This is a genomic window from Aquitalea denitrificans (assembly GCF_009856625.1).
GTDB classification, from domain to species: Bacteria; Pseudomonadota; Gammaproteobacteria; order Burkholderiales; family Chromobacteriaceae; genus Aquitalea; species Aquitalea denitrificans.
Window position 1 is genome coordinate 2895864 of the sequence record NZ_CP047241.1, and the last position, 25464, is coordinate 2921327.

Genomic DNA, 25464 nt, shown 5'->3' on the forward strand with positions numbered 1-25464 from the left:
CCGGCCACATGGGCCGGCTTTTGTACTCCAGGCATTTACTCAATCAATCAAAGACGAGTTGCCCGTTACGCACCCCGACCATGATGGTCGCCTTGGGCGGATATTTTCCCGCCAGAATGCTCTTGGCCAGCGGGTTTTCCAGCTCGTTCTGGATGGCACGCTTGAGCGGGCGTGCACCATACACCGGATCGAAGCCTGCCTCGGACAACAAGGACAAAGCCTCTTCGCTGATTTGCAGGTTCAGCTCCAGCTTGGTCAGACGGCTTTCCAGACCCTTGAGCTGGATGCGGGCAATCGCCTTGATGTTCTTCTCATCCAGCCCGTGGAACACCACCACTTCGTCGATACGGTTGATGAACTCCGGGCGGAAGTGTGACTTGACCTCGGCCATCACCGCCAGCTTGATCACCTGATAGTCATCCGTCGCCATCGCCTGGATCTGCTGACTACCCATATTCGAGGTCATCACCACTACCGTGTTCTTGAAGTCCACGGTACGGCCCTGGCCATCGGTCAGGCGGCCGTCATCCAGCACTTGCAGCAGGATGTTGAACACATCCGGATGCGCTTTTTCCACCTCGTCCAGCAGGATCACGCTATACGGTTTGCGCCGCACCTGCTCGGTCAGATAACCGCCCTCCTCATAACCCACATAGCCGGGAGGCGCGCCGATCAGCCGTGCCACCGAGTGCTTCTCCATGTACTCGGACATGTCGATGCGGATCAGGTGTTCCTCGCTGTCGAACATGAAGCCGGCCAGCGTCTTGCACAGTTCGGTCTTGCCCACACCGGTCGGCCCGAGGAACAGGAAGGAACCATAGGGCTTGTTCGGATCGGCCAAGCCGGAACGCGAACGACGGATGGCATCCGCCACCGCACGTACCGCTTCGTCCTGCCCTACCACGCGCTGGTGCAACACGTCTTCCATGCGCAGCAGTTTTTCCCGCTCGCCGGTCAGCATTTTCGATACCGGAATACCGGTGGCACGGCTGATGACTTCGGCAATTTCCTCGGCACCCACCTGGGTACGCAGCAGGCGGTTGGGCTTGTTGTCTGCGCCGGCGTCAGCCGCTTCGGCTTCGCGCAGCTGCGCTTCCAGCTGTGGCAGCTTGCCGTATTGCAGTTCGGCCAGTTTTTGCCAGTCACCCTTGCGCTTGAGGTCCTCCATGTCCACCTTGAGGCGGTCGATTTCCTCCTTGATGGTCTGGCTGCCTTGCGCGGCGGCTTTCTCTGCCTTCCAGATTTCCTCCATGTCGGCGTATTCACGCTGCAAACGCTGGATTTCGTCTTCAATCAACTGCAGACGCTTCTGGCTGGCCTCGTCGGTTTCCTTGTTGACCGCTTCGCGTTCGATCTTCAACTGGATCAGGCGGCGGTCCAGCTTGTCCATGGCTTCCGGCTTGGAGTCCAGCTCCATCTTGATGCGGCTGGCGGCTTCGTCGATCAGGTCGATGGCCTTGTCCGGCAGGAAGCGATCGGTGATATAGCGGTTGGACAGCTCGGCTGCTGCCACGATGGCCGGGTCGGTAATGTCCACACCGTGGTGGATTTCATACTTCTCCTGCAGGCCACGCAGAATGGCGATGGTGTCCTCCACCGTCGGCTCATTCACCAGCACCTTCTGGAAGCGGCGCTCCAGTGCGGCATCCTTTTCGATGTACTTGCGGTATTCGTCCAGGGTGGTGGCACCAATGCAGTGCAGCTCGCCACGCGCCAGCGCCGGTTTGAGCATATTGCCGGCATCCATCGCGCCATCGGCCTTGCCCGCCCCCACCAGAGTGTGGATTTCGTCGATGAAGATCAGCGTCTGGCCGTCGTCCTTGGACAAGTCATTCAGCACGGCTTTCAGGCGCTCTTCGAATTCGCCACGGAATTTGGCACCGGCAATCAGCGCGGCCAGGTCCAGCACCAGCAGACGCTTGTTCTTCAGGCTGTCCGGTACTTCGCCGTTGACGATGCGCTGGGCCAGCCCTTCGACAATGGCGGTCTTGCCCACGCCCGGTTCGCCAATCAGCACCGGGTTGTTCTTGGTACGGCGCAGCAGCACCTGAATGGCGCGGCGGATTTCATCATCGCGGCCAATCACCGGGTCCAGCTTGCCGTTACGGGCGCGTTCGGTCAGGTCGGTGGTGTACTTTTTCAGTGCCTCGCGCTGGCTTTCCGCATCCTGACTGCCCACGGTCTGGCCGCCACGCACCGCCTGGATGGCCGCCTGAATGGCGTTGTGATTACCGCCATGTTCTTTCAGCAGGCGGCCGGTTTCGCCCTTGTCCTGCGACAGGGCGGACAGGAAGGACTCGCTGGAGATGTATTCATCGCCCTGCTTGGTGGCGATTTTGTCGGTGACATTGAGCAGATTGCCCAGATCGCGCGACACGGTAATTTCACCATTGCCGCCCTGCACCTTGGGCAGACGCTGGATGGCCGCCTTCAGCGCCAGCTTGAGGGCAGGTGTATTGACACCCGCCCGCGCCAGCAGGCCGCCAATACCGCTGTCGTTATCGTCCATCATGGTCAGCAGCAGGTGTTGTGCTTCGATATAAGCATTGTCTTCAGCCAGCGCCATGCTTTGTGCATCACCCAGGGCTTGCTGGAATTTTGTGGTCAGTTTTTCGAATCTCATCAAAAGGCTCCCTCAAAACAAGATTTTGATCTGTTTGCAATATTTGCTCATTGCTACACATCCTGCCCGACCAGAAAATGCAGCTGTATTGTCCCTGATATGGTGGCAGTTCTGGCCGCCACAAGTCGTGGCATGCGGTTTTCTCATGGCTTAACCCACAATAGCCATAAACGGAAAAAGCCGGATATCCGATCCGGCTTTCTACACGGGAACTGGCCGATTGTCAGGTCCTGAAGGCGCGGACCTCTTCCTTCAGCGAGTCAGCGAGTCCTGCCATGTGGCGGGCAGTCTCGGCGGAGCGTTCGGCAGCCTGGTTGCTGGTTTCCGCCTGGCTGGCCACAGAACTCACCCGCTCGGCCATCTGTTCGACAATGCCGCGCTGCTGTGACAGTTCGCGGTTGATACGCTGTACCACTTCCATGGCACGGCGCGAGTCCTCCACGATAGAGCCGATGGCCTGCCGCGCAGCCGAGGTGATGGCTGCGCCTTCAGATGCCTGCACCACGGATTGGCGCATGGATTTGACCGCGCCATCAGTCGCGTCCTGGATCTTGCTGATCATGCCGCTGATTTCCTGGGTAGAAACGCTGGTGCGCTCCGCCAGCTTGCGCACTTCGTCTGCCACCACGGCAAAACCACGACCCATCTCGCCCGCACGCGCAGCCTCGATGGCCGCATTCAGCGCCAGCAGATTGGTCTGATCGGCAATATCGTGAATCACGTTGACGATGGCAGTAATCTGCTTGGCACTGCTTTCCAGCGTGGTCAGGCTGTCGGCAGCCTCGGCCAGCGTGGCAGAAATATGGCTGACACCATCTACCGCAGCAACCAGGCTCTCACTCCCCTCCATCGCGGCTTCACTGGATGCACGGGCGGCGTCGCTGGCTTCGCCCGCCACTTTTTCTATCTGTGCCACACCGGCAATCAGCATGCCGGTTTGCTCTGACATGGCCTGAGCACTGATACGTTGCTCGCCGGAGCTGGACGCAGCCGCGCCCGCTTTGTCGGACAGCTCCTGAGCGGCATGGTCCAGATCAACTGCATGCGAGCTGGTCCGGTTCAGTGCCTGCTGGAAACTGTCCAGCAAACCGTTCATCGCTTCTGCAACCTGCCCCACCTCGTCCTTGCGGTTGACGGCAAGGCGTTGTGTCAGGTCGCGGCTGTCACGAATACTGCCGACTTCCTTCACCAGTTGCTGAACCGGTTTTGCTACCAGACGGTGGGTAAACAACAAAAGGGACAAAGCAAGAATGACCAGCAGCAAGCCGGCCCCTCCGGCCAGCCACAGTAGCAACTGGCGATTTTCCTGTTGCAGTTCGCTGCGGGTTTCATTGCTGACTATCATCCAGCCCCAAGGCTTGTAAGTGGCGTAGGACAGCATGTGGTCTGCCGGACCGGCTTCACCGGGCAGCTTGGTGATCTGGCTACCCTGGCCAGCAGCCATCATGTTATTGGCGTAGGGTTGACCAGCTGCATCGACGTCCTTGCTAACCGGCCTTCCTGACAGTTTTGGATGCTGCACATACTGACCGTAAGTCTTGGAATTCTTGTCAATGTCAATGATATCCACATGGCCACTTTCGCCCAGCTTGACCTTTGACAAGCGCACCAGCAAACCGGCAATGCCCTCGGTAGCGCCAACACCGACAAAGGTGGCACCGATCACATGCTGGGTCGCATCCTTGATTGGGCTATAGCTGGTAATGTAATCGCGGCCATACAGATCCACCCGGCCAGCATAGTTTTCACCATTCATCAGCTGGGTGTAGGCAAGACTGTTGTGATCAAGCTTGCTGCCCAGCGCACGACCACCATCTTCTTTCAATACCGAAGTGGCAACACGGATGAATTCATCACCATCCCGCACAAACAGGGTTGCCACATTGCCGGTTTTGGAGGAGAAGCGGTCAACAATATCATTGTTGCCATTGACAGCCATATTGCCCAGCACCAGTGCCGGGGTTGGCGTACCAGCCACATCGATGCGGTTGGAAGGATTCAGCGAGAATGCACCGCCGATTTCACCCAGCAGCACTTTTTCAAACTGGCGGGTGGTGATTTTCAACGACTCGTTGAAAGCGTCAATCATATTAATGGACTGGGTGAGCAATTGCGCCTGCACCTTTTCAGTCCTCTCCTGCATCACCCTGCCGGTGAACAGATATAAGGGCAACATCAGTGCCATCGCCACTACAATCATCAAAACAACCTGGGTCGTTACCAGTCGTGACCCGATGCTCATGCCTCGCTTCATCTGCTTCCACCTCCCCACTGCCGCACCCGTGATACAGGATTGTTTATTTATAATTCAGCATCTTTTTGAAATACTGGCTTAATATCAGCGAATAAGCAAAATGCGCGAGAAACATGCAATTGTCAATCTGACTACACTTGCTTGCCTGTTTCCAACCTAGCAGGATTCGCGCCAATACAACTGGTACTGGGGACAGAGACACCTTTTCAACAGCATAGCCCGCTTTTACCGGACTGCCGCCACGCATGCCGGCATGAAAAAAACCCGGCTCCAGGCCGGGTTTATGGCGGAATGCTGTGGTACTCAATCCACCAGAATCTGCGGACTGCCCTTGCTTAAATGGCCGATGGCCCGGGCATAAGCGAAGCCAGCGGTATGGAATGCCGCCAGTACTGCATCTGCCTGCTCCGGTGCCACGGCAACCAGCAGGCCGCCGCTGGTTTGCGGATCAGCCATCAGACGCTGCTGCCAGTCAGGAATACCGTCGGCAAACCGGATGTGCTGACCGAAACTGGCCTGGTTGCGCTCAATCGCGCCCGGGCCGTAGCCCTGTTCGGCAAAGGCCTGTGCCTCGCGAATCACCGGAACCTGTGACATGTCCACCCGCGCCTGCAAACCGGAACCCTTGCAGATTTCCAGCAAATGACCAAGCAGGCCGAAACCGGTGACATCGGTCAGGGCATGTACACCGGGCATGCCGGCAAGCACAGAGCCGACCTTGTTCAATTGAGTGGTGGAGTCAATCAATGCCTGATAACCAGCCTCATTCAGCACGCCTTTCTTCATGGCCTGCGCCAGAATGCCCACACCCAGGCCCTTGCCCATGATCAACACATCACCATTCTGGGCATCGCAATTGCGCTTGAGCTGATCCGGGTGTACCACGCCAAGGGCAACCAGGCCATAAATCGGTTCGGGAGAATCAATGGAATGACCGCCGGCAATCGGGATGTCGGCATCAGCACACACAGCCTGACCACCATCCAGAATGGCACGAATGGTTTCCACTGGCAGCACGTTCACCGGCATGCCGACAATGGCCAGCGCCATGATGGGCGTAGCACCCATGGCATAGATATCAGACAGGGCATTGGTGGCGGCGATACGGCCAAAATCGAAGGCATCGTCGACAATCGGCATGAAAAAGTCGGTCGTTGCCACGATGGCCTGCTGGTCGTTGAGACGGTAGACCGCGGCATCGTCACTGGTTTCCGTTCCAACCAGCAATTGAGGGAAAACCATTTTTTCACGGGCGCTAGACAGGATGGACTCCAGCACCGAGGGAGCAATTTTGCAGCCGCAGCCACCACCGTGGGATAATTGCGTCAATCTGATTTCTGTCATTTGAAGGGCCACTCCCACAATGCATTTCAAGGTCGCGAAGCTATCACAGCTGGGTCAGTTTGACGAGATTATCGACGTGCGCTCACCCGCCGAATTTGCCGAAGACCACTTGCCCGGAGCCATCAATTGCCCGGTGCTGGATGATGAAGAACGCATACAGGTGGGAACGCTGTACAAACAGGTCAGCCCGTTTGAAGCCCGCAAGCTGGGAGCGGCACTGGTGGCACGTAATATTGCACACCATTTGCAGGAACGCTTCCATGACAAGCCCAAATCCTGGAAACCACTGATTTACTGCTGGCGCGGCGGGCAACGCTCTGCCTCCATGGCCATCATTTTCAGCCAGATAGGCTGGGCGGCTCATCAACTGGAAGGTGGCTACAAAAGCTATCGCCATCAAGTGCTGGAAGATCTGGCCACCTTGCCCGAGCAACTGCAGCTTAAAGTGATCTGCGGCCCAACCGGGTCGGGCAAGAGCCGGCTACTTGATGCACTGCAACGTACCGGCAGGCAGGTGCTGGACTTGGAAGCACTGGCGGCCCACCGCGGTTCGGTACTGGGCCGTCTGCCTGATCAGCCACAACCGTCACAGAAATGGTTTGACAGCAAACTGCACCAGGCCATGCAGCAGTTGGATACCACGCACCCGGTATACATCGAATCCGAAAGCCGCAAGATCGGCCAGATCACGCTGCCGGACAGTTTGTTTAGCCGCATGCATGCCAGCGACTGTCTGACCATGACCGTGCCGCTGGCAGAGCGGGTGCGCTTCCTGCTGGAAGACTATCCGTTTTACCTGCAGCAACCAGAGCGCCTGGTGACTCAGTTGGGTTTTCTCAAGGCCGTGCATTCCCGCGAGCAACTGCAGCACTGGCAGGAAATGATAGAACGCGGGGATTTTGCCAGCTTGGTGGAAGAACTGCTGGGCCAGCATTACGACCCCCTGTACAGCCGCTCCATGAATCGCCACTACAGCCGTCTTTCCCAGGCCGAACAGCTTGACCTCCAAAGCCTGACACCGGCCGCGCTGGATACAGTGGCCCGCCATCTGCCTCAATAACAAAAGCATAATCAGGCATGGCGATAAATACCGGGCTTACGGCTTTTAACAGTAAAAGCGCTCATTTCCCGGCTGATACGCAGATACCGCACAGACGAAAGGGGTAGAATACTGACCTTCTTCGCGCCTCTTTCGCACGCACGCAAGCATGAGTTCACACGCACAACTTGACTGGCTGGACAGCCAGCCAGTCTCGGTCGCATTCGGCGATGTCTATTTCTCCCGCAACAGCGGCCTGGATGAAACCCGCCATGTGTTCATCCACCATAACCAGTTGCCAGAACGCTTTGCCGCCCTGCCCGCAGACGGGCAGTTCAGCATAGGAGAAACCGGTTTTGGCACCGGCCTGAACTTCCTATGCGCCTGGCAAGCATTTCTGACCCATGCGCCACAAACGGCACGGCTGCACTTCATCAGTGCAGAAAAGTACCCGCTTACTCCGGCCGATCTGGAACAGGCACTGGAACTATGGCCCGAACTGGCACGAGAAGCCGGACAGCTACTGAAGCAGTACGACGTGCTGACGCCAGGCTGGCACCGCTTTGTGCTGGAAAACGGACGGATTCTGCTGACCCTGCTGGTGGGCGATGTGCTGGAAGTGCTGCCGCAGCTGGATGCCAGCATCGATGCCTGGTTTCTTGATGGATTTGCGCCGTCCAGAAATCCCGACATGTGGCAGCCAGCACTGTTTGCCCAGATGGCACGCCTGGCTGCCCCTGCGGCGACCTTTGCCACCTTTACCAGCGCAGGTCTTGTTCGCCGCGGCTTGAAAGAAGCAGGTTTCAACGTAAAGAAAGTCCCCGGTCATGGCCAGAAACGGGAAATGAGTTGCGGCCAGCTGGCCACGGTACTACAGCCGACATGGATACCTCCCTGGTATGCACGGCCAGCACACCAGCCCGAACGCGAGCGTAGCGCCATCGTGGTTGGTGGCGGCATTGCCGGTGCCTCCACCGCGCATAGCCTGGCCATACGCGGCTGGCAGGTAACGTTGATAGAACGTATGCCGGCACTGGCGCAAGCCGCCTCCGGCAACCCGCAGGGCGTGCTCTATACCAAGCTGTCCGCCCACTTTACCCCGCTCACTCGGCTGGTACTGGCCGGTTACGCCTATTCCCTGCGCCAGCTGCACCACTTGCTGCCACAAAGCGAAGAAAACTGGCAAGCCTGCGGCGTGTTGCAACTGGCCCATGACCACAAGGAAGCCGAGCGGCAGTCCATGCTGGCCCAGGCCGGCCTGCCTGATAGCCTGCTGCGGCAGGTGGGGCCAGTGGAAGCCAGCGCGATTGCCGGCATTCCCCTGGAACAGGGCGGGCTGTTTTTCCCGCAAGGCGGCTGGCTGCATCCACCTGCGCTGGTGCGCACCCTGTGCCAGCACCCCAATATCAATGTGCGTACCGCCAGCACCGTTGTAGAGCTGGACTGGAATCCACTGGAACAATGCTGGCTGGCCAGTGATGAATACGGCCCGGTAGCCATGGGCAGCACAGTTATCCTGGCCACCGCTGCGGATACGGCAGCATTTGACAGCACCAGCCATCTGCCGTTAAAAGCCATCCGCGGTCAGGTCACCACCGTGGCTGCCACTACAGCCAGCAGCACACTGAAAACCGTGTTATGCGGTGAGGGCTATGTTTCTCCCGCGCGCGGACAACAACACTGCATGGGTGCCACCTTCAAGTTTGATGCCGACAATCTGCAGGTGAATGATCAGGAACATGCAGAGAATCTGGCCATGCTGGCGCAACTGGCACCCGCCTTTCATCAGGCACTGGCCCACAACAATGGCGACATCCCGGTAACAGGTGGCCGTGCGGCATACCGCTGCACCAGCCCTGACTACCTGCCTCTGATCGGCCCGGTGGCCAACCGGCAACAATTTGCCGCCTGCTACCGTGAGCTGTCCAATGACGCCACCTTGAAACTGGATACAGCCGCCCCCTGGATTGACGGCCTGTATGTCAATACCGCCCACGGCTCGCGCGGCATGATTACCGCCCCCTTGTCTGGCGAAATTCTGGCCGCCTATCTGGACAACGAGCCTGCACCATTACCGGTTGGGCTGATGCAGGCGGTACATCCTGGCCGTTTCATGCTGCGCAAGCTGGTGCGCAAACTGGCATGAGCTAACCTTGTGCAGCCGCCTGCTCGACGGCCTGGCGGATATCATCCGGAATGGCTACCGGCACGCCAGCCTGGTAGTCCACCCACACCAGCGTTACGTCGGCATAGGCATACACGGTATCCGGATCGCCCTGGCGATAAAAGTGATGGCGTAGCTGCAAGCTGCTGCGGCCCAGTTTTTCCAGTTCGATGGTGATTTCCACCGTGGCAGGGTAGGTAAGCTGCTTGCGGAAAGTACACGATGTGCTGGCCAATACCGGGCCGGTACTCTGCGGGTTGATGCCATGCCCCAGCGCCTCCAGCCAGTTCAGGCGGATCTGTTCCAGATAGCGAAAGTAATAAGTATTGTTCAGATGGCCGACTGCATCCATATCACCCCAGCGCATGGTAATGGACTGGCGATCAATGACGGGATAAGACTTCTCCAAGGCTTCACTCCTTACGTTAACGTCATGCTGTGCTGCATCATAACGCTGCCCGTCATACGCCGTCACAAAAAAACAATGCAATCACGCTACTGCTACCAGCCAACGCTCTCGATAATCCGAAAGTCCATCTGGCATTGTCATGATGTCGCATGGACAGACTGCCAGTCGGAAAGTCGGATTCCCCCTGCACTCATCCGGCTGACAGTCCCTGAGCGAAGGTGCAAGCTGGAGCCCCGCCCCCCAAGGCCGGGGCTCGTTTTTTGCCTGCGGTCGCCATGACCACGCCGGTATCTCTACAGGCCAATCCAAAAATGCCAAGAGCCGCAATCGCGGCTCTTTATTGCTTCTGACTGCCCACTGCTGGCGTCTACATCACCAGCTTGGCCCCGACAATCGCCAGCATGATCGCCAGCGCAGGACGCAGCCAGGAATCAGTCAGCCTACGCGTCAGTTTGCTGCCCAGCCAGATGCCCGGCAGTGAACCCATCAGCAGATTCAGCAACAGCATGTAATTGAGATTGCCCATGCTGGCATGCCCCAGCCCCGCGACCAGGGTAAGCGGAACGGCATGGGCGATTTCAGTACCCACCAGTCGGGTGGTCGGCAATGCCGGATACAGCGCAAACAGCGCAAGTGTACCAAGCGCACCGGCACCAATCGAGCTTAGGGTAACCAGCACGCCCAGCCCCACACCGATCAACACGGTTGGTAGTGGCTTGAGTACGAATTCCGCCGGAGGATGACCATGCGGATTGATCAGCTTGATCAGTTTGGGTTTGAGCAGAATGGAAGCCGCCGTCAATAACAAGGCAAGTCCCAACACCAGCTTGAATACCGAATCCAGCGCATGGCTGGACAGATGCAGCCAGGACAACAACCCAAGCGTCAGCAGCGAAGCAGGTACGCTGCCCATGGCCAGCCAGCCCGTCAGCTTCCAGTCCACATGCTTTTGCTTGTTGTGGACAAACACACCGCCAGCCTTGGTAATGGCTGCGTATAGCAGGTCGGTGCCTACTGCAGTGGATGGCGCAATGCCGAACCATAGCAAAATCGGGGTCATCAGGGACCCACCCCCTACCCCAGTCAGTCCAACGATGAAGCCCACCACCAGACCAGCCACTGCGTATCCCAACTCCATGACAGCTCCAGACTAAGTTCTGGCGCTATCCTACTGCACTCCACATATAACAAACTAGATTGTTTGATTTACTCAATATTCGATAAAAATCTATACCGCATCGCAGCAGAATTCCATGGGAAATCAAGAGCCAAATCTGCTACAAATAACCATACGTAGTGAGAACTGTAGCGGCAATAACACAACATTTTGCGGATTGCATGACATTTCAGGCTTTACAAATGTTTGAAATACAGTCAAGTTTTAATGGTTGGCACAACCGACCGCATGTGTAGTACCCCAATCAGGAGGTGCAAGGATGATTTCCCGTATTCCTCTCAGCGTCCGCCGCAAGCAGGCGCGTGATCAGCACGAAAGTTTTCTGTACGCCGTGGCCAAGCCACAGCTGAGCGATACCGAACGCTGCCGGCAGCAAAAAGTCCGCCAGCGTGCCCATGACCGTGACGATGCCCGCTTCATGGCCGAACGCAGCGAAGACGATCTGTTCTAGCATCCGCATTTTCCACACACTCCAGCAAAGCGCCAGCCTCATGGCGCTTATGCCTTTCCTGTCGTCTGAAATCACCGCATAGCGTCCACAAAGCAAGCTGCCATTGCGCAGCCGCATCCGTTTTTACAGTTTCTTTATTTTTCCTCTCCGCTTTTTAGCAGGTTTTTGATAGCCAATTGCGTACCTTTCACTGGCACATAACGTCCATCAAAGGAAACGCAAAATGGATTTGGTCTATCTGGGGCTGATTCTGGGCTTTGCCACACTGACACTGGCTTTTGTCCGGATTTGCCAGCACGCGGAGGGCAAACAGCCATGAACCTGTTCTATCTGATCAGCGCTGCGCTGGCGCTGGGCCTGCTGGCCTACCTGCTGTACGCCCTGTTCAAACCGGAGAATTTCTGACATGAGCACACCTGCCATTCTCCAACTCGGTTTGTTCCTGCTGGTTTTGCTGGCACTGGCATGGCCACTGTCCAGCTGGATTACCCGCATCATGCAGGGCGAAAACCCTGGTCCGCTACGCTTTATCGCACCGCTGGAACAGCTGATCTACCGCCTGGCCGGCATCCGCCAGGAAGAGGAAATGGGCTGGAAGTCCTACGCCATTTCCCTGTTGGTGTTCAATCTGCTGGGGGTACTCGCCGTGTATGGGCTGCAGCGTCTGCAAAGTGCACTGCCCTTCAATCCGCAGGCCATGGCCGCCATCACGCCCGACTCGGCATTCAACACCGCCATTTCCTTTGTCACCAACACCAACTGGCAGGGCTATGGTGGTGAAAACACCATGAGCTATATGACCCAGATGCTGGGGCTGACGGTACAGAACTTCCTCTCAGCCGCCACCGGTGCCGCCGTGGTGATTGCCCTGATTCGTGGGTTTGCCCGTCACAGTGCAGCCCTCATCGGTAATTTCTGGGTCGATGTGACGCGCTTCACCCTGTATGTGCTGGCTCCGCTGTCGCTGGTACTGGCGCTGGCCTTCACCCAGCAAGGAGTGGTGCAGAACCTGCTGCCTTACCAGACCGCCCAGACCGTGGAGGTCACGCACTTCCAGCAGCTCAAACTGGATGCCAAGGGTAATCCGGTCAAGGGCAAGGACTGCAAACCCATCATGGTGGATAGCCAAACCCAGCAACAAACCCTGCCGATGGGCCCGGTCGCCTCGCAGGAAGCCATCAAGATGCTGGGCACCAATGGCGGCGGCTTCTTCAACGCCAATTCAGCCCATCCCTATGAAAACCCCACGCCGTTGTCCAACTTCCTGCAAGAGCTGGCCATCTTCCTGATTCCGGCCGCGCTGTGCTTCGTGTTTGGCCGCATGGTGGGCGATCGCCGCCAGGGTTGGGCCATTCTGGCCGCCATGCTGGTGATGTTTGCCACCGCCGTGGTGGTGGAAACCCGCGCCGAACAAACCGGTGTGCCGCAACTGAGCGCCATGGGTGTCGACCAGCAGGCCAGCAGCCTGCAAGCCGGCGGCAATATGGAAGGCAAGGAGAGCCGCTTCGGCATCATCGACACTGCGCTGTTTACCGTGATTACCACTTCCGCGTCCTGCGGTGCGGTAAACGCCATGCATGACTCGCTCACCCCTATTGGCGGTATGGTGCCGACCTTCCTGATGCAGTTGGGTGAAGTGGTGTTCGGCGGTGTGGGCTCTGGGCTTTACGGCATGCTGGTATTCGCCATTCTGGCAGTCTTCATTGCCGGCCTGATGGTGGGGCGCACGCCGGAATATCTGGGCAAGAAGATTGAAACCTACGAAATGAAGATGACCGCCATCACCATTCTGGTGACGCCAGTACTGGTACTGGTGCTGACCGCCATTGCCGTCAGCGTGGATCCGGGCAAGGCTGGCATTGCCAACCCCGGCGCGCATGGTTTCAGCGAAATCCTCTATGCCTTTACCTCGGCGGCCAACAATAACGGCAGCGCCTTTGCCGGGCTGTCGGCCAACACACCGTTCTACAACATCATGACCGCCATCGCCATGTTCTTTGGCCGCTTTTTGATGATTGTGCCCATCCTGGCCATTGCCGGTTCCCTGTCTGCCAAGAAACGCCTGGCCGTCAACAGCGGCACCCTGCCCACCCACGGCCCGCTGTTCGTGGTGTTGCTGATCGGCACGGTGCTGCTGGTAGGCGCGCTCAACTACGTACCGGCGCTGGCGCTGGGCCCGGTGGTCGAGCATCTGCAAATGGTGAGCGGACATTAATCCTGCGAGCGGACACGCAACAGGATCAAGGAAATCAATATGAACGATCGCAATCATTCTTCTGTTTCTGCCACGGCAGAACAGTCTGCCGGCCAGCAGATCAAGACTGGCAAGGGCATGTTTGACCCGGCCCTGATCAAACCGGCCATCATCGACTCTTTCAAGAAGCTGTCACCGCGTACCCAATGGCGTAATCCGGTGATGTTTGTCGTCTATGTAGGCAGCATCCTGACCTCTGCCCTGTGGCTTCAGGCCCTGGCCGGCAAGGGCGAGGCCGCAGCCGGCTTCATCCTGGCCATCTCGCTCTGGCTGTGGTTTACCGTGCTGTTTGCCAATTTTGCCGAAGCATTGGCCGAAGGCCGCAGCAAGGCACAGGCGGCCAGCCTGCGCTCGGCCAAAAAAAATGTCGTCGCCAAGAAGCTGTCCGGTCCGCACCGCGACGCCGGTGTCACCATCGTGGATGGCCACAGCCTGAAAAAGGGTGACATCGTGCTGGTGGAAGCCGGTGATGTAATCCCGGTGGATGGCGAAGTACTGGATGGCGTGGCCTCGGTGGACGAATCCGCCATTACCGGCGAATCGGCACCAGTCATCCGCGAATCCGGCGGTGACTTTTCCTCTGTCACCGGTGGCACGCGCGTGCTGTCGGACTGGATTGTGGTGCGCATCACCGCCAACCCGGGCGAAACCTTCCTCGACCGCATGATTGCCATGGTGGAAGGTGCCAAGCGCCAGAAAACACCGAATGAAATCGCGCTGACCATCCTGCTGGTGGCGCTGACCATTGTCTTTCTGATTGTCACCGTCACCCTGCTGCCCTACTCGCTGTTCAGTGTGGCAGCCGCCAAGGCCGGCTCGCCCATCAGCATCACCACGCTGGTGGCGCTGTTGGTCTGCCTGATTCCCACCACCATCGGCGGTCTGCTGTCCGCCATCGGCGTGGCCGGCATGAGCCGCATGATGGGGGCCAATGTGATTGCCACTTCCGGTCGCGCCGTGGAAGCAGCGGGTGATGTGGATGTGCTGCTGCTGGACAAGACCGGCACCATCACTCTGGGCAATCGCCAGGCATCGGCCTTTATCCCGGCACCAGGCATCAGCGAACAGCAACTGGCCGATGCCGCCCAACTGGCATCTTTGGCCGATGAAACACCGGAAGGCCGTTCCATCGTGGTATTGGCCAAGCAGAAATTCGCCCTGCGTGAACGCGAACTGGCCAGCCACGAAGCCACCTTCATCCCGTTTACCGCGCAAACCCGCATGAGTGGCATCGACTACGATGGCCGGCAGATCCGCAAGGGTGCCATTGACGCCATCCGTCGCCATATTGCCGAGCAAGGCAGTGAATTCCCCGACGCACTTGGCAAGGCAGCCGATGAGGTCGCCCGCCGTGGCTCCACCCCGCTGTTGGTGGCGGAAGGCAAGCGCGCACTGGGGGTGATCGAGCTGAAGGACATCGTGAAGGGCGGTATCAAGGAACGCTTTGCCGAGCTGCGCCAGATGGGTATCAAGACGGTGATGATCACCGGCGACAACCCGCTGACCGCCGCCGCCATCGCCGCCGAAGCCGGCGTGGACGACTTCCTGGCAGAAGCCACGCCGGAGGCCAAACTCAAGCTGATCCGCAGCCATCAGGCCGAAGGCAAGCTGGTGGCCATGACCGGCGACGGCACCAACGACGCACCGGCGCTGGCCCAGGCCGATGTAGCGGTGGCGATGAACACCGGCACCCAGGCGGCCAAAGAGGCCGGCAATATGGTGGATCTGGACTCCAACCCCACCAAGCTGATCGAAATCGTGGAAATCGGCAAACAGATGCTGATGACCCGTGGCTCGCTCACCACCTTCTCCATCGCCAACGATGTGGCCAAGTACTTCGCCATCATCCCGGCGGCCTTTGCCAGCACCTATCCACAGCTGAATGCGCTGAACGTGATGGGCCTGAACAGCCCGGCCTCGGCCATCATGTCGGCGGTGGTGTTCAATGCACTGATCATCGTGGTGCTGATTCCGCTGGCCCTCAAAGGGGTGAAATACCACGCCAGAAGCGCGGCCGAACTGCTACGCGGCAATTTGCTGATCTACGGACTGGGCGGTTTGCTGCTGCCCTTTGCCGGCATCAAGCTGATCGACATGCTGCTGGGCAGCATGGGGCTGGTGTGAGCTACGCGCCACTACACAAGGAAATCACCATGTTAAAAAACCTACGTCCGGCACTGGTTCTGTTTGCCGCCCTGTCGCTGTTGACCGGCCTGGCCTATCCGCTGCTAACCACCGCGCTGGCTCAGGCACTGTTCCCGCAGCAGGCCAATGGCAGCCTGATCGAAAACAAGGGCCAGATCATCGGCTCCCATCTGATCGGCCAGAGCTTCAGCGACAACAACCATTTCTGGGGCCGTCCGTCGGCTACCAGCCCGCAAACCTATAATGGACTTGGGTCCAGCGGCTCCAACCTCGGCCCCACCAACAAAGCCCAACTGGATGCGGTCAAAGACAATCTCGAACGACTGCGCAAGGCACACCCCACCCAGACGGCTACCGTACCGGTTGATCTGGTCACGGCATCCGCCAGTGGACTGGACCCGGAAATATCGGTCGCTGCCGCCTATTACCAACTGGATCGCATTGCCCAAGCACGTGGCATGCCGGTGGCACGCCTGCACCAACTGGTGGATGATCACATCATTGGTGAAACCTTTGGCCTACTGGGTGAACCACGGGTCAACGTGCTGGAACTGAATCTGGCGCTGGATGCGCTGAAGTAAACTCGCTTGCTGTTTGCCCGGCATCGCCCTGCCCTCACCGGCAGGGCATTGCGCTGTACTGCCATACACCACGATGGACCGAACATGACGGACACCCGCCCAGATCCAGATGCCCTGCTGGATGAACTGAAACAGGAAGAACTGGCGGCCCACCGTGGCCGTCTGAAAATATTTTTTGGTGCCTGCGCCGGGGTGGGCAAGACTTATGCCATGCTCAGTGCCGCCCGCCAGCGCCAGCAGGAAGGCTGCAAGGTGCTGGTTGGCGTGGTGGAAACCCATGGCCGCAAGGAAACCGAAGCCCAGCTGCAGGATCTGGAAGTGCTACCGCCCACCCAGATCGAATACAAGGGTCGCAGCCTGGCCGAATTCGATCTGGACAGCGCTCTGGCTCGCCAGCCACAACTGATCCTGATGGACGAATTCGCCCACTCCAATGTCCCCGGTTCGCGCCATGCCAAACGCTGGCAGGATGTGGAAGAACTGCTGGCCGCCGGCATCGATGTCTACACCACACTGAATGTGCAGCATCTGGAAAGCCTGAACGATGTGGTGGGCCAGATCACCGGCATCGTGGTGCGCGAAACCCTGCCCGACCATGTATTCGATCAGGCCGAAGAGGTGGCACTTGTTGATCTTCCGCCAGACGAACTGCTGGCGCGCTTGGCGGCAGGCAAGGTGTATCTGGCACAGCAGGCCGAACGTGCGGTGAAGAATTTCTTCCGCAAAGGCAATCTGCTGGCACTACGCGAACTGGCCTTGCGCCGCACCGCCGACCGGGTGGATGCCCAGATGCGCGCCTACCGTGCCGACCAGTCGATCAAGCCGGTATGGCATGCCCGCGAACGCTTGTTGATTTGCGTGGGGCATGGTCCGGGAACGGAAAAGCTGGTGCGCAGCGGCAAGCGACTGGCCGCCAGCCTGGATGCCGACTGGATCGCCGTATTCGTGGAAACGCCGGAATTGCAGCGTCTATCCGAACACAAGCGCGCCCGTATCATGAAGGGACTGAAACTGGCACAGGAGCTGGGCGCAGAAACCACCGTACTGGGCGGCAGTGATCTGGCCTCTACCCTGCTGGCCTACGCCCGCACTCGCAATGTCTCCAAGCTGGTGGTGGGCAAATCATCCGCCAGCAAGCTGCGCCGGGTTGTGCAACGGCCTTTGCTGGAGCAACTGACACTGCAAGCACATGATGTGGACGTATACGTGGTATCGCATGAGCTGGACGACGACACGCCGGCCCGGCCAGATGGCTTCAACAGCCTGCTGTTTGGCGAAGCCAGCCGGCAAAAGCAGGGGCATGGCTATCTGGCCGCAGTGCTAGCCTGCCTGCTGACGACCGGGCTGGTCAGCTTGCTGACCCCCTTTTTCGATCTATCCAATGTGGTGATGCTGTACCTGCTGGCCGTGGTGCTGGTTGCCGTCCGCTTTGGCCGTGGTCCGGGGGTGCTGGCATCCTTGCTGGCAGTAGCCACTTTCGACTTTTTCTTCGTGCCGCCGCGTCTATCGCTGTCTGTTTCCGATACCCAGTACCTGCTTACCTTCGCCGTGATGTTTGCCGTGGCGCTGATCATCAGCCAGCTGGCTGCCAGGCTGCGCTTCGAAGCCAATATCGCCACCTACCGCGAACGCCGTACCAGGGCACTGTACGATCTGGGCCGGGAACTGGCCGGTGCACTCACCGCCAACCAGATCATCGATACCGCCGTCAGCCGGCTGCAACCCTTGTTCAATGCCAGCATCGTGCTGTTTACCCCCAACAGCAATGAAGAACTGCGCGCCGAAAACGACAACCCTGTCCAGGCCGATGCGGGTGTGGCGCAATGGGTGTATGACAAGCAGCAAGCCGCCGGCCTTGGCACCCAGACCCTGCCCGCCAACCCCATGCTGTATCTGCCGCTAAAGGCCCCGATGCGCAACCGTGGCGTGCTGGCGATATTGCCGGAGCAACTGGATCAGGTTTTTCTGCCGGAGCAGCAACGGCTGCTGGAAACCTGTGCCGCGCAGATCGCCCTGGCACTGGAACGGGTGCACTACGTTGAAGTCGCACAGGATGCCATCGTGGCCATGGAATCGGAACGGCTGCGCAACAGCGTGCTGTCCGTCATCTCCCACGACCTGCGCACCCCACTGACTACGCTGGTGGGCCTGTCCAGCATTCTGGCCACCGGTCAGGTCGATGCCGCCAGGCAGGCCGACATCGCCCAGTCCATCCAGGAAGAATCACTGCGCATGAACCATCTGGTGACCAATCTGCTGGATATGGCCAGACTGCAATCCGGGGTAAAGCTGAACCGCGAGTGGCAGTTGCTGGACGATGTGGTCGGCAGCGCGGTACGTGCCTGCCAGCGCACGCTGCAAGGACATGCGCTGCAGCTGCTGCTGGCCAATGATCTGCCAGTACTGGAGTACGATGCCGTGCTGATTGAACGGGTGCTGGTGAACCTGCTGGAAAACGCCGCCAAATATACCCCGCCCGATAGCCAGATCACGCTCAAGGCCGATACTGAGGGCGCTACAATACGTGTTTGCGTACAGGACAACGGCCCCGGACTGCCTGGTGGGCAGGAGCAGAAGCTGTTTGACAAGTTCACCCGCGGCAGCAGTGAATCCACCACACCGGGTGTAGGTTTGGGACTTGCCATCTGCCGCAGCATTGTCGAAGCCCATGGTGGCCGCATAGAAGCCAGCAATCGCCAGCCCCACGGAGCACAATTCTGTTTCACCCTGCCGGTCAGCCCCATGCCGGCCCTGCCTGGCGAAGAGGATATCAAACCATGAGTGAAACCCCCGTCAATCTGGTGGTCATTGAAGATGAAAAGCCGATCCGCCGCTTTCTGGCCTCAGCGCTGGATGGTGACAACTGGGTAATCCACGAAGCCGAAACCGGAAAACAGGGCCTGATCGAAGTGGCCACCCGCAAACCGGACATGGTGATCCTGGACCTGGGCCTGCCCGACATGAACGGCATCGATGTTATCCGCCAACTGCGCGAATGGACCGATCTGCCCATCCTGGTGCTGTCTGCCCGCACCCAGGAAGCCGAAAAAGTGCTGGCACTGGATGCCGGTGCCGATGACTACCTCACCAAACCCTTTGGGGTGGCCGAATGCATGGCGCGCATCCGCGTGCTGCTGCGCCGGCGCGGCAATGGCAGCGCTGCCCCGGTCCAGACTTTTGCCTTTGGTGATATCAGGGTCGACCTGGTGGCCCGTAGCGTCAGCAAGGGCGGTGTCACCATACACCTCACCCCCATCGAATACCGACTACTGACCACACTGATCCGCAATGCAGGCAAGGTCATCACGCACAGAGAATTGCTGCTGGCGGTATGGGGACCATCTTTCTCCGAGCATAACCAGTACCTGCGCGTTTACATGGGCCATCTGCGGCAAAAGCTGGAAGACAAGCCGGCCATGCCGCAGCACATCCTGACCGAAACCGGCGTGGGCTACCGCTTGCTGGAAAGCTGAACCGGCTGGCACATCAGCCACTTGACGGAGCACGGCAGCCACCCTGGCACGCCGCTGCCCAACACCTGTGCAGCCAGGCTTTACGCCACAAAACGCATTTTACCGCGGCCCTACTCTCCCACCCAGAATAACCCGGAAATTTCCAGGCAAATGGATAGTCCATTTCCTGGCTACTGAATCAGAAATCGGCTATTTCTGGCCGCCTTCCCTCATTTGTAGACTGCTCTCCCAGCAACATCGCCTGGCGCTGCATGGAATGCCAGGCCGGTACTTCACGCCTGGCCGTACCGCAGCGCGTGTATTCATACGGGAGAGACCTTGAAACGCTTCGCCATTGCCGGCATCCAGATGTCGGTTTCCGCCTTTGAAGAAAACATCACGCGCATGGGGCATTACGTCGCCCATGTCAAACACCGTTTCCCCTGGGTCGACATGGTGTTGTTTTCCGAACTGGCCCCGTATGGCCCCAGCCCGCTGAAAGCGGAAGCCATGCCGGGTGATGCAGAACAGCGGCTGTGCCAGATCGCCGCCCAGCACGGCATCTGGCTGATCCCCGGCTCCCTGTTCGAACTGCGTGACGGCCAGGTTTTCAACACCAGCCCGGTGATCAATCCGCACGGCGAGGTCATCGCCCGCTTCAGCAAGCTGTTTCCCTTCCTGCCCTACGAAAAAGGCATCAGCGCCGGCGACCAGTTCGTGGTGTTTGATGTGCCCGATGCCGGTCGCATCGGCATCTCCATCTGCTACGACATGTGGTTCCCGGAAACCACGCGCACGCTGGCAGCGATGGGAGCGGAAGTCATCCTGCACCCCACCATGACCGACACCATAGACCGCGAAGTGGAACTGGCAATCGCCCGCGCCTCCGCCGTCACCAACCAGGTGTATTTCCTCGACATCAACGGGGTGGGCGACGGTGGTGTCGGCCGCTCCATCGTGGTGGACCCGGCAGGCTATGTACTGCATCAGGCGGGCAATGGCCCGGAAATCATTCCGGTGGAAATCGACTTTGACAAAGTGCGACGCGAACGCGAACGCGGCCTGCGCGGCCTGGGCCAGCCGCTCAAGAGCTTCCGTGACCGGCGCTGCGACTTTGCGGTGTATCAGCGCGACAGCGGCGTGGACAGCTATCTGTACCAGTTGGGGCCGCTGGCCAAACCACAAGACCACCATCAGGGCGAACTATCCGGCCCCGGCGGCCCGATGGCGGAAATCAAGGCGGACAGCGAAGCACTGACCGCCAGCCAAGGCCAGTCATGATCAGCAGCCTGGCAGCAGGCTGGCTGCGCTATTGCCGGCAATGGCTGCATAGCTGGCGGCAAGCCAGCACCCAGCTGCAAACATCCACCACCCTTCCGCCAGCCGCTCAGGGAGAGCATTCCATGCAAAAAGTCAGCAATATTTCCGATCTGCGCCTGCTGTTTCACCGCAACGAGAGGCCGATCTACTTCATCAGCGCCACCAACTTCAACCTGCTGGGTATAGACCAGTGGGTCAACCGCTTCAAATACATCAACTACATCGACTGCTTCGATGGCCGCCACCCCAATGTCTTCGTGCCGCCGCAACTGCCGCACGAAGAATTCCAGTCCATCGAAGACATCAATAACTACCTGCTGCAGCACAAGGACGTGGTGGATTATGTCGAGCGCGCCGGAGGTCGTCCGGTGGCGGTTTTCCTGATGTTCGATGCCGAAACCGAACGCCTGTGCCAGGAACTGGGCATCGAAGTATGGTTTCCCAGCGCCAGCTTGCGCGAACGCTGCGACAACAAGATGGAAACCGTGCGCATCGGCAACAAGGCGGGTGTACCTTCCGTCCCCAATGCCCTGAGCAAGGTGGACAGCTATGCCCATCTGCGCCAGATTGCCGACGCCCATGGCCTGGGCGAACAGCTGGTGGTGCAGACTGCCTTTGGCGACTCCGGCCATACCACCTTCTTTATTTCCAGCGAGACGGATTTCGACCGCCATGCCGAGGAAATCATCCAGGATCCGGAAGTCAAGATCATGAAGCGCATCAACTGCCGTGGTGCCACGCTGGAAGCCTGTGCCACCCGCAGCGGCACCCTGGTCGGCCCCTTGCTCACCGAGGTGGTGGGCGAGGCGGAACTGACGCCCTACCGCGGCGGCTGGTGCGGCAATGAAATCTTCCCCGGCGCATTTAGCGAAGAGGTGCGCGCCAAGGCACGCGACATGGCTTACCGCTTCGGCAACCAGTTGATGGCCGAAGGCTATCGCGGCTATTTCGATCTGGACTTCCTCATCGACAAGGACAGCGACGAAGTCTATCTGGGCGAACTGAACCCGCGCATCTGCGGTGCCAGCCCAATGACCAACCACGCCGCCTTCGCCTATGCCGATGTGCCGCTCTTCCTGTTCCACCTGCTGGAATTCTCCGGCATCGAGTTTGAACTGGATGTAGAAGAACTGAACGCCCGCTGGGCCAATCCGGCCTTTATCGACAGTTGGAGCCAACTGGTGCTCAAGCACACCGCCAACAATGTCGACATCATCACCCATGCCCCGGCCACCGGTATCTACCGCATGGCAGACGACGGTTCGGTGTCCTACCACCGCTTCGACTACAAGCGCCAGGATATCGAATCAGAAAACGAGGCCTTTTTCCTGCGCATCAGCGGGCCGGGTGACTACCGTTATGAAGGGGCGGACCTGGGCATCCTGATTACCCGCGGCCGTTCGATGAGCGACGATTTTGCGCTCAATGCCCGCGCACGCAACTGGATCAGCGGCATCAAAAAATACTATGCGGCCAAACCCATCATGGCGGTACACGATGAAAGCCTGCCCGCCCCTGGTGCCTTCAAGATCCTGTAATCCCCGCTATCAACCTGGCAGTCGCCTGCAGCACGGCGGTGGCCTCAGCCCCAGTGAGACACATGCGCTGTACATTTGAAGCGATACGAGAAGATACGCCAGGAGCACGCTGGCAAGCGCTGTTTCAATTACGCTGGCCAGCCTATCAACAGTGGTTCCTGCGCGATGGCTACCGGGCACGGCCCTCTTACCTGGCAGGACGGCGTGCACTACGCCAGCACATGCCGGAGCTGGCTGAACTGTATCAACAACTTTGCGAACTGGCTGGCGGTGGCGATCTGGAAGCCCGCTTCCTGTCGCAATGGTGCCCGCCCTCGTATATCACCGGCTGTTCGCAGGCCATCTGGCTGGACCCGACCGGGCAGGAAGGCCCAGTGCTGGCACGCAATTACGACTACGCCCCCGGCCTGCTGGAAGGCAGCTGGCTGTCCACGCGCTGGCTGGGACGCCAGGTGCTGGTGATGAGCGATTGCCTGTGGGGAGCGCTGGATGGCATCAACGAAGACGGCCTTGCCGTTTCCCTGTCGTTTGGCGGGCGCACGGCAGTGGGCGAAGGCTTCGGCATTCCGCTGGTGCTGCGCTACCTGCTGGAGGCGGCCAGCAATACTGCTGAAGCCATTGCCATCCTGCAGCGCCTGCCGGTACACATGACCTACAACATCAGCCTGCTGGACAAACACAGTCACTGGGCCACCGTATTTGTCGCACCGGACCGGCCAGCCGAAGTGGTGCATCGCCCGGCGGTGGCCAACCATCAGCATGGGGTGGAATGGCAGGCCCATGCCAGGGCCACCCTCTCGGAAGAACGCGAATGGATGCTAAACCAGGGGGTGCGCAAGGCAGAGCATGCGGACGATGTAGTGCGCACCTTATTGCGGCCACCACTGTTCCAGACTGCCTATGGCCGTGGCTATGGCACGCTGTACACGGCGGCCTATCGTCCACACACCCTGATGGCGGAACTGCTATGGCCGGACATGCGCTGGCCGCAATACTGCCTGGATGTGCAGGAAGGCGTGCTGAACATACGCTTTGATGCCAATCATGCCAGCTAGGCTGCAAGCGAAGTGCCAAGAATGATAAGCGAACCGCAGCCATACATGACAGCCGGCAGGCAAAAGGCGTAAGGACAGGCCCGGCCCGCTCATGTCATCAAGATATAAAATCAGAGCAATAAATGACAAAAAAACTTTTCGTCATAAATCGGTAATAATTTTTACGCAAAGCGTGTGGCAGACTATGGCAGGTTTTTAAAACAATTTAGTACAGTTGCTTTACTATAATTTCCATGGTTAGGGCGCTGTACACGCAAGGGATGCCCGCATGAATGCCGCCAAGAAAATCCGTCGATTCATTGAAGAAAACCAGGATCCAGAACAAGTCCGGGTACTCAAGGATCTGGCTGCAGCACTGGAAATGGGGCGTCCGTTTGACCTTGGCAGTCTGTACCAGATTGATATGCGCTATTTTGAAGTTGCGCTCGACCTGCTGAAAGACTGGCGCTTCGACCACCATATTGCAGCCCGCAGCAAGCTGCTGGAACAGTTGCTTACCGAAATAGCCCCCGATCTGCGCGTGGATGCCAGCGCCGAAACCACCGCTAGCGAACAGGTGGAAGCGGTCAGCACACCAGCAGATAGCAACACGGCAGAAGTACCGGAAGCGGCTGAAAACAGCAAACCGGCAGCCAGCCGGCGCAGCAGCAAGGCCAGCGCCAAGCAAGCCTGACCTTGCCGTCTTACTGACAGACTTCAGCCAGCTTCTCCGGCTGGCTGACCAGATAATTCCCCTCACCCTGCAAGCTGATTACCCGGCCATTGCGGCGGGTTTCCCAGCCATCTACCGGATATTGACGGGCCCAGGCGCACATCAGCTGCCGGTCCTGCCGGCTCATGTTCAGCCCGTAGCGCTGGTGCATGTAAAGCGTGATGCGTGCAGCGCGGCCACGTACCTCTGCACGCGGCTGTACCCGCTTGCCAGCAAAATCCACCACCGTGCCACACTGGCCGTAGATCCGGGCCGGCTGTTGTGCCCAGGCACCATAGGAAAGATTGCTGCGGTCCGCATTCACTTCGCCCACTGCAGGCACCAGATTGTTCAGATCCCCCTCCGCCTGACGGAACACTGCATCGCTACTGGTGCAGTTCTTGCGGCCGCCATGCTGCCAGCACTGGCGCTGGTGACCAAGTACCCAGGCCGGTACAACATGCTCCCATTCTATGCGCTTGGCCCGCTCCGGATTCTTGCGCGGCACATAGCCACAAGATAGCCAGTCCACCGCCTTGCCCTGATAAGCACAGCCACAGTAGAAATCCTCCTGCATGCCGGCAAACACTCTGGGCAAAACACGCTTGGCACCATTGAAATCACGATGCCCTACTGCCTTGTCACCACCGACCAGTGCAGACAGCGCGACCTTGTCACTCTGGCCCTCTCTCGCTGTAGCATGACCAGCATCACCCCCCAGTTGTCGTACCACCGTCTCGCCCAACTGAGCCAGCATCTTGACCTCACGCGGCAGCCTGACACCACCATCCTTGTCGCAACCCGCCATGGCCAGCAGCAACAAGGCACATACCATCTTTCTCATTTCTGTCTTGCGGCAAGACCAGATGCAGGTCTTGCCACCTCCTGTACTTTAGGGAGGGGCACTATAACCGCAGTATCGGCATTTTCAAACCATGCAGAGCTGCAGCCAGTCCGCAGCAAAAGC

Annotated in this window: 19 protein-coding genes; 13 read left to right on the forward strand and 6 right to left on the reverse strand. The window is 58.8% G+C overall.

Annotated elements, in window-relative coordinates:
* Positions 1 to 43 precede the first annotated feature (43 nt).
* From clpB to selD, 3 genes are all read right to left on the reverse strand, one after another.
* Positions 44 to 2623 carry an ATP-dependent chaperone ClpB gene (gene clpB, locus GSR16_RS13190; RefSeq protein WP_159878071.1) on the reverse strand — a complete coding sequence of 860 codons (2580 nt, stop codon included), beginning with the start codon at positions 2621 to 2623 and terminating at the stop codon, positions 44 to 46.
* A gap of 223 nt (positions 2624 to 2846) precedes the next feature.
* Positions 2847 to 4865: a methyl-accepting chemotaxis protein gene (locus GSR16_RS13195; RefSeq protein WP_159878073.1), complete on the reverse strand. Its 2019-nt coding sequence runs from the start codon at positions 4863 to 4865 to the stop codon at positions 2847 to 2849.
* A gap of 315 nt (positions 4866 to 5180) precedes the next feature.
* Positions 5181 to 6221, reverse strand: a complete 1041-nt coding sequence (gene selD / locus GSR16_RS13200) for a selenide, water dikinase SelD (RefSeq protein WP_159878075.1) — start codon at positions 6219 to 6221, stop codon at positions 5181 to 5183.
* Between the two features lie 19 nt (positions 6222 to 6240).
* Here selD and mnmH point away from each other — a divergent pair, with 19 nt between their 5' ends.
* Together mnmH and mnmC are read left to right on the forward strand one after the other, a co-directional pair.
* Positions 6241 to 7281 carry a tRNA 2-selenouridine(34) synthase MnmH gene (gene mnmH / locus GSR16_RS13205; RefSeq protein ID WP_159878077.1) on the forward strand — a complete coding sequence of 347 codons (1041 nt, stop codon included), beginning with the start codon at positions 6241 to 6243 and terminating at the stop codon, positions 7279 to 7281.
* A 148-nt stretch (positions 7282 to 7429) separates the two neighbouring features.
* Complete coding sequence (gene mnmC, locus GSR16_RS13210) at positions 7430 to 9406, forward strand: bifunctional tRNA (5-methylaminomethyl-2-thiouridine)(34)-methyltransferase MnmC2/FAD-dependent 5-carboxymethylaminomethyl-2-thiouridine(34) oxidoreductase MnmC1 (protein WP_159878079.1); 1977 nt, start codon at positions 7430 to 7432, stop codon at positions 9404 to 9406.
* 1 nt (position 9407) lies between these two features.
* Here mnmC and GSR16_RS13215 read toward each other — a convergent pair whose 3' ends face one another.
* Together GSR16_RS13215 and GSR16_RS13220 are read right to left on the reverse strand one after the other, a co-directional pair.
* Complete coding sequence (locus tag GSR16_RS13215) at positions 9408 to 9833, reverse strand: acyl-CoA thioesterase (RefSeq protein WP_159878081.1); 426 nt, start codon at positions 9831 to 9833, stop codon at positions 9408 to 9410.
* A 367-nt stretch (positions 9834 to 10200) separates the two neighbouring features.
* Entirely contained in the window at positions 10201 to 10971 is a 771-nt protein-coding gene (locus GSR16_RS13220) for a sulfite exporter TauE/SafE family protein (RefSeq protein WP_159878083.1), read from the reverse strand.
* A 298-nt stretch (positions 10972 to 11269) separates the two neighbouring features.
* On the opposite strand from GSR16_RS13220, the gene GSR16_RS13225 reads away from it, so the two are divergent.
* The 11 genes from GSR16_RS13225 to GSR16_RS13275 all read left to right on the forward strand — a co-directional run bounded on the left by GSR16_RS13225 (position 11270) and on the right by GSR16_RS13275 (position 24479).
* Positions 11270 to 11461: a hypothetical protein gene (locus GSR16_RS13225; RefSeq protein WP_059285177.1), complete on the forward strand. Its 192-nt coding sequence runs from the start codon at positions 11270 to 11272 to the stop codon at positions 11459 to 11461.
* A 315-nt stretch (positions 11462 to 11776) separates the two neighbouring features.
* Complete coding sequence (kdpF, locus tag GSR16_RS13230; protein WP_159878085.1) at positions 11777 to 11866, forward strand: K(+)-transporting ATPase subunit F; 90 nt, start codon at positions 11777 to 11779, stop codon at positions 11864 to 11866.
* 1 nt (position 11867) lies between these two features.
* Positions 11868 to 13676 carry a potassium-transporting ATPase subunit KdpA gene (kdpA, locus tag GSR16_RS13235; RefSeq protein ID WP_159878087.1) on the forward strand — a complete coding sequence of 603 codons (1809 nt, stop codon included), beginning with the start codon at positions 11868 to 11870 and terminating at the stop codon, positions 13674 to 13676.
* 39 nt (positions 13677 to 13715) lie between these two features.
* The gene (kdpB, locus tag GSR16_RS13240; protein ID WP_276608555.1) at positions 13716 to 15839 is read left to right on the forward strand and encodes a potassium-transporting ATPase subunit KdpB; all 2124 of its coding nucleotides are present in this window, start codon (positions 13716 to 13718) and stop codon (positions 15837 to 15839) included.
* A gap of 29 nt (positions 15840 to 15868) precedes the next feature.
* The gene (gene kdpC, locus GSR16_RS13245) at positions 15869 to 16441 is read left to right on the forward strand and encodes a potassium-transporting ATPase subunit KdpC (protein WP_159878089.1); all 573 of its coding nucleotides are present in this window, start codon (positions 15869 to 15871) and stop codon (positions 16439 to 16441) included.
* 84 nt (positions 16442 to 16525) lie between these two features.
* Positions 16526 to 19222, forward strand: coding sequence for a DUF4118 domain-containing protein (locus tag GSR16_RS13250; protein WP_159878091.1), 2697 nt, complete (start codon positions 16526 to 16528; stop codon positions 19220 to 19222).
* Entirely contained in the window at positions 19219 to 19914 is a 696-nt protein-coding gene (locus tag GSR16_RS13255; RefSeq protein ID WP_159878093.1) for a response regulator, read from the forward strand. Before GSR16_RS13250 ends, GSR16_RS13255 begins: the two co-directional genes overlap by 4 nt.
* A 318-nt stretch (positions 19915 to 20232) precedes the next feature.
* Entirely contained in the window at positions 20233 to 21174 is a 942-nt protein-coding gene (locus tag GSR16_RS13260; RefSeq protein ID WP_197715506.1) for a carbon-nitrogen hydrolase family protein, read from the forward strand.
* Positions 21171 to 22751 (forward strand): biotin carboxylase, encoded by a 1581-nt coding sequence (locus GSR16_RS13265; RefSeq protein WP_205677434.1) that lies wholly within the window; start codon positions 21171 to 21173, stop codon positions 22749 to 22751. The genes GSR16_RS13260 and GSR16_RS13265 overlap by 4 nt, the downstream gene beginning before the upstream one ends.
* A 62-nt stretch (positions 22752 to 22813) precedes the next feature.
* A complete protein-coding gene (locus GSR16_RS13270; protein WP_159878095.1) occupies positions 22814 to 23806 on the forward strand; it encodes a C45 family autoproteolytic acyltransferase/hydrolase in 993 nt (330 codons plus the stop codon).
* 268 nt (positions 23807 to 24074) lie between these two features.
* The gene (locus tag GSR16_RS13275; protein ID WP_159878097.1) at positions 24075 to 24479 is read left to right on the forward strand and encodes a hypothetical protein; all 405 of its coding nucleotides are present in this window, start codon (positions 24075 to 24077) and stop codon (positions 24477 to 24479) included.
* Positions 24480 to 24489: 10 nt separating this feature from the next.
* Here GSR16_RS13275 and GSR16_RS13280 read toward each other — a convergent pair whose 3' ends face one another.
* On the reverse strand, positions 24490 to 25341 hold the full coding sequence (locus GSR16_RS13280) for an endonuclease (protein WP_159878099.1): 852 nt from the start codon (positions 25339 to 25341) through the stop codon (positions 24490 to 24492).
* Between the last annotated feature and the right edge of the window lie 123 nt (positions 25342 to 25464).

Bases quoted from the DNA above. Each gene is read 5' to 3' on its own strand.
- GSR16_RS13275 (WP_159878097.1), top strand. From the start codon at position 24,075: ATGAATGCCGCCAAGAAAATCCGTCGATTCATTGAAGAAAACCAGGAT.
- GSR16_RS13195 (WP_159878073.1), bottom strand. From the start codon at position 4,865: ATGAGCATCGGGTCACGACTGGTAACGACCCAGGTTGTTTTGATGATT.
- clpB (WP_159878071.1), bottom strand. From the start codon at position 2,623: ATGAGATTCGAAAAACTGACCACAAAATTCCAGCAAGCCCTGGGTGAT.
- GSR16_RS13270 (WP_159878095.1), top strand. From the start codon at position 22,814: ATGCGCTGTACATTTGAAGCGATACGAGAAGATACGCCAGGAGCACGC.
- GSR16_RS13280 (WP_159878099.1), bottom strand. From the start codon at position 25,341: ATGAGAAAGATGGTATGTGCCTTGTTGCTGCTGGCCATGGCGGGTTGC.
- selD (WP_159878075.1), bottom strand. From the start codon at position 6,221: ATGACAGAAATCAGATTGACGCAATTATCCCACGGTGGTGGCTGCGGC.
- kdpF (WP_159878085.1), top strand. From the start codon at position 11,777: ATGAACCTGTTCTATCTGATCAGCGCTGCGCTGGCGCTGGGCCTGCTG.
- mnmC (WP_159878079.1), top strand. From the start codon at position 7,430: ATGAGTTCACACGCACAACTTGACTGGCTGGACAGCCAGCCAGTCTCG.
- mnmH (WP_159878077.1), top strand. From the start codon at position 6,241: ATGCATTTCAAGGTCGCGAAGCTATCACAGCTGGGTCAGTTTGACGAG.
- kdpA (WP_159878087.1), top strand. From the start codon at position 11,868: ATGAGCACACCTGCCATTCTCCAACTCGGTTTGTTCCTGCTGGTTTTG.
- GSR16_RS13265 (WP_205677434.1), top strand. From the start codon at position 21,171: ATGATCAGCAGCCTGGCAGCAGGCTGGCTGCGCTATTGCCGGCAATGG.
- GSR16_RS13250 (WP_159878091.1), top strand. From the start codon at position 16,526: ATGACGGACACCCGCCCAGATCCAGATGCCCTGCTGGATGAACTGAAA.
- GSR16_RS13255 (WP_159878093.1), top strand. From the start codon at position 19,219: ATGAGTGAAACCCCCGTCAATCTGGTGGTCATTGAAGATGAAAAGCCG.
- GSR16_RS13225 (WP_059285177.1), top strand. From the start codon at position 11,270: ATGATTTCCCGTATTCCTCTCAGCGTCCGCCGCAAGCAGGCGCGTGAT.
- kdpB (WP_276608555.1), top strand. From the start codon at position 13,716: ATGAACGATCGCAATCATTCTTCTGTTTCTGCCACGGCAGAACAGTCT.
- GSR16_RS13220 (WP_159878083.1), bottom strand. From the start codon at position 10,971: ATGGAGTTGGGATACGCAGTGGCTGGTCTGGTGGTGGGCTTCATCGTT.
- kdpC (WP_159878089.1), top strand. From the start codon at position 15,869: ATGTTAAAAAACCTACGTCCGGCACTGGTTCTGTTTGCCGCCCTGTCG.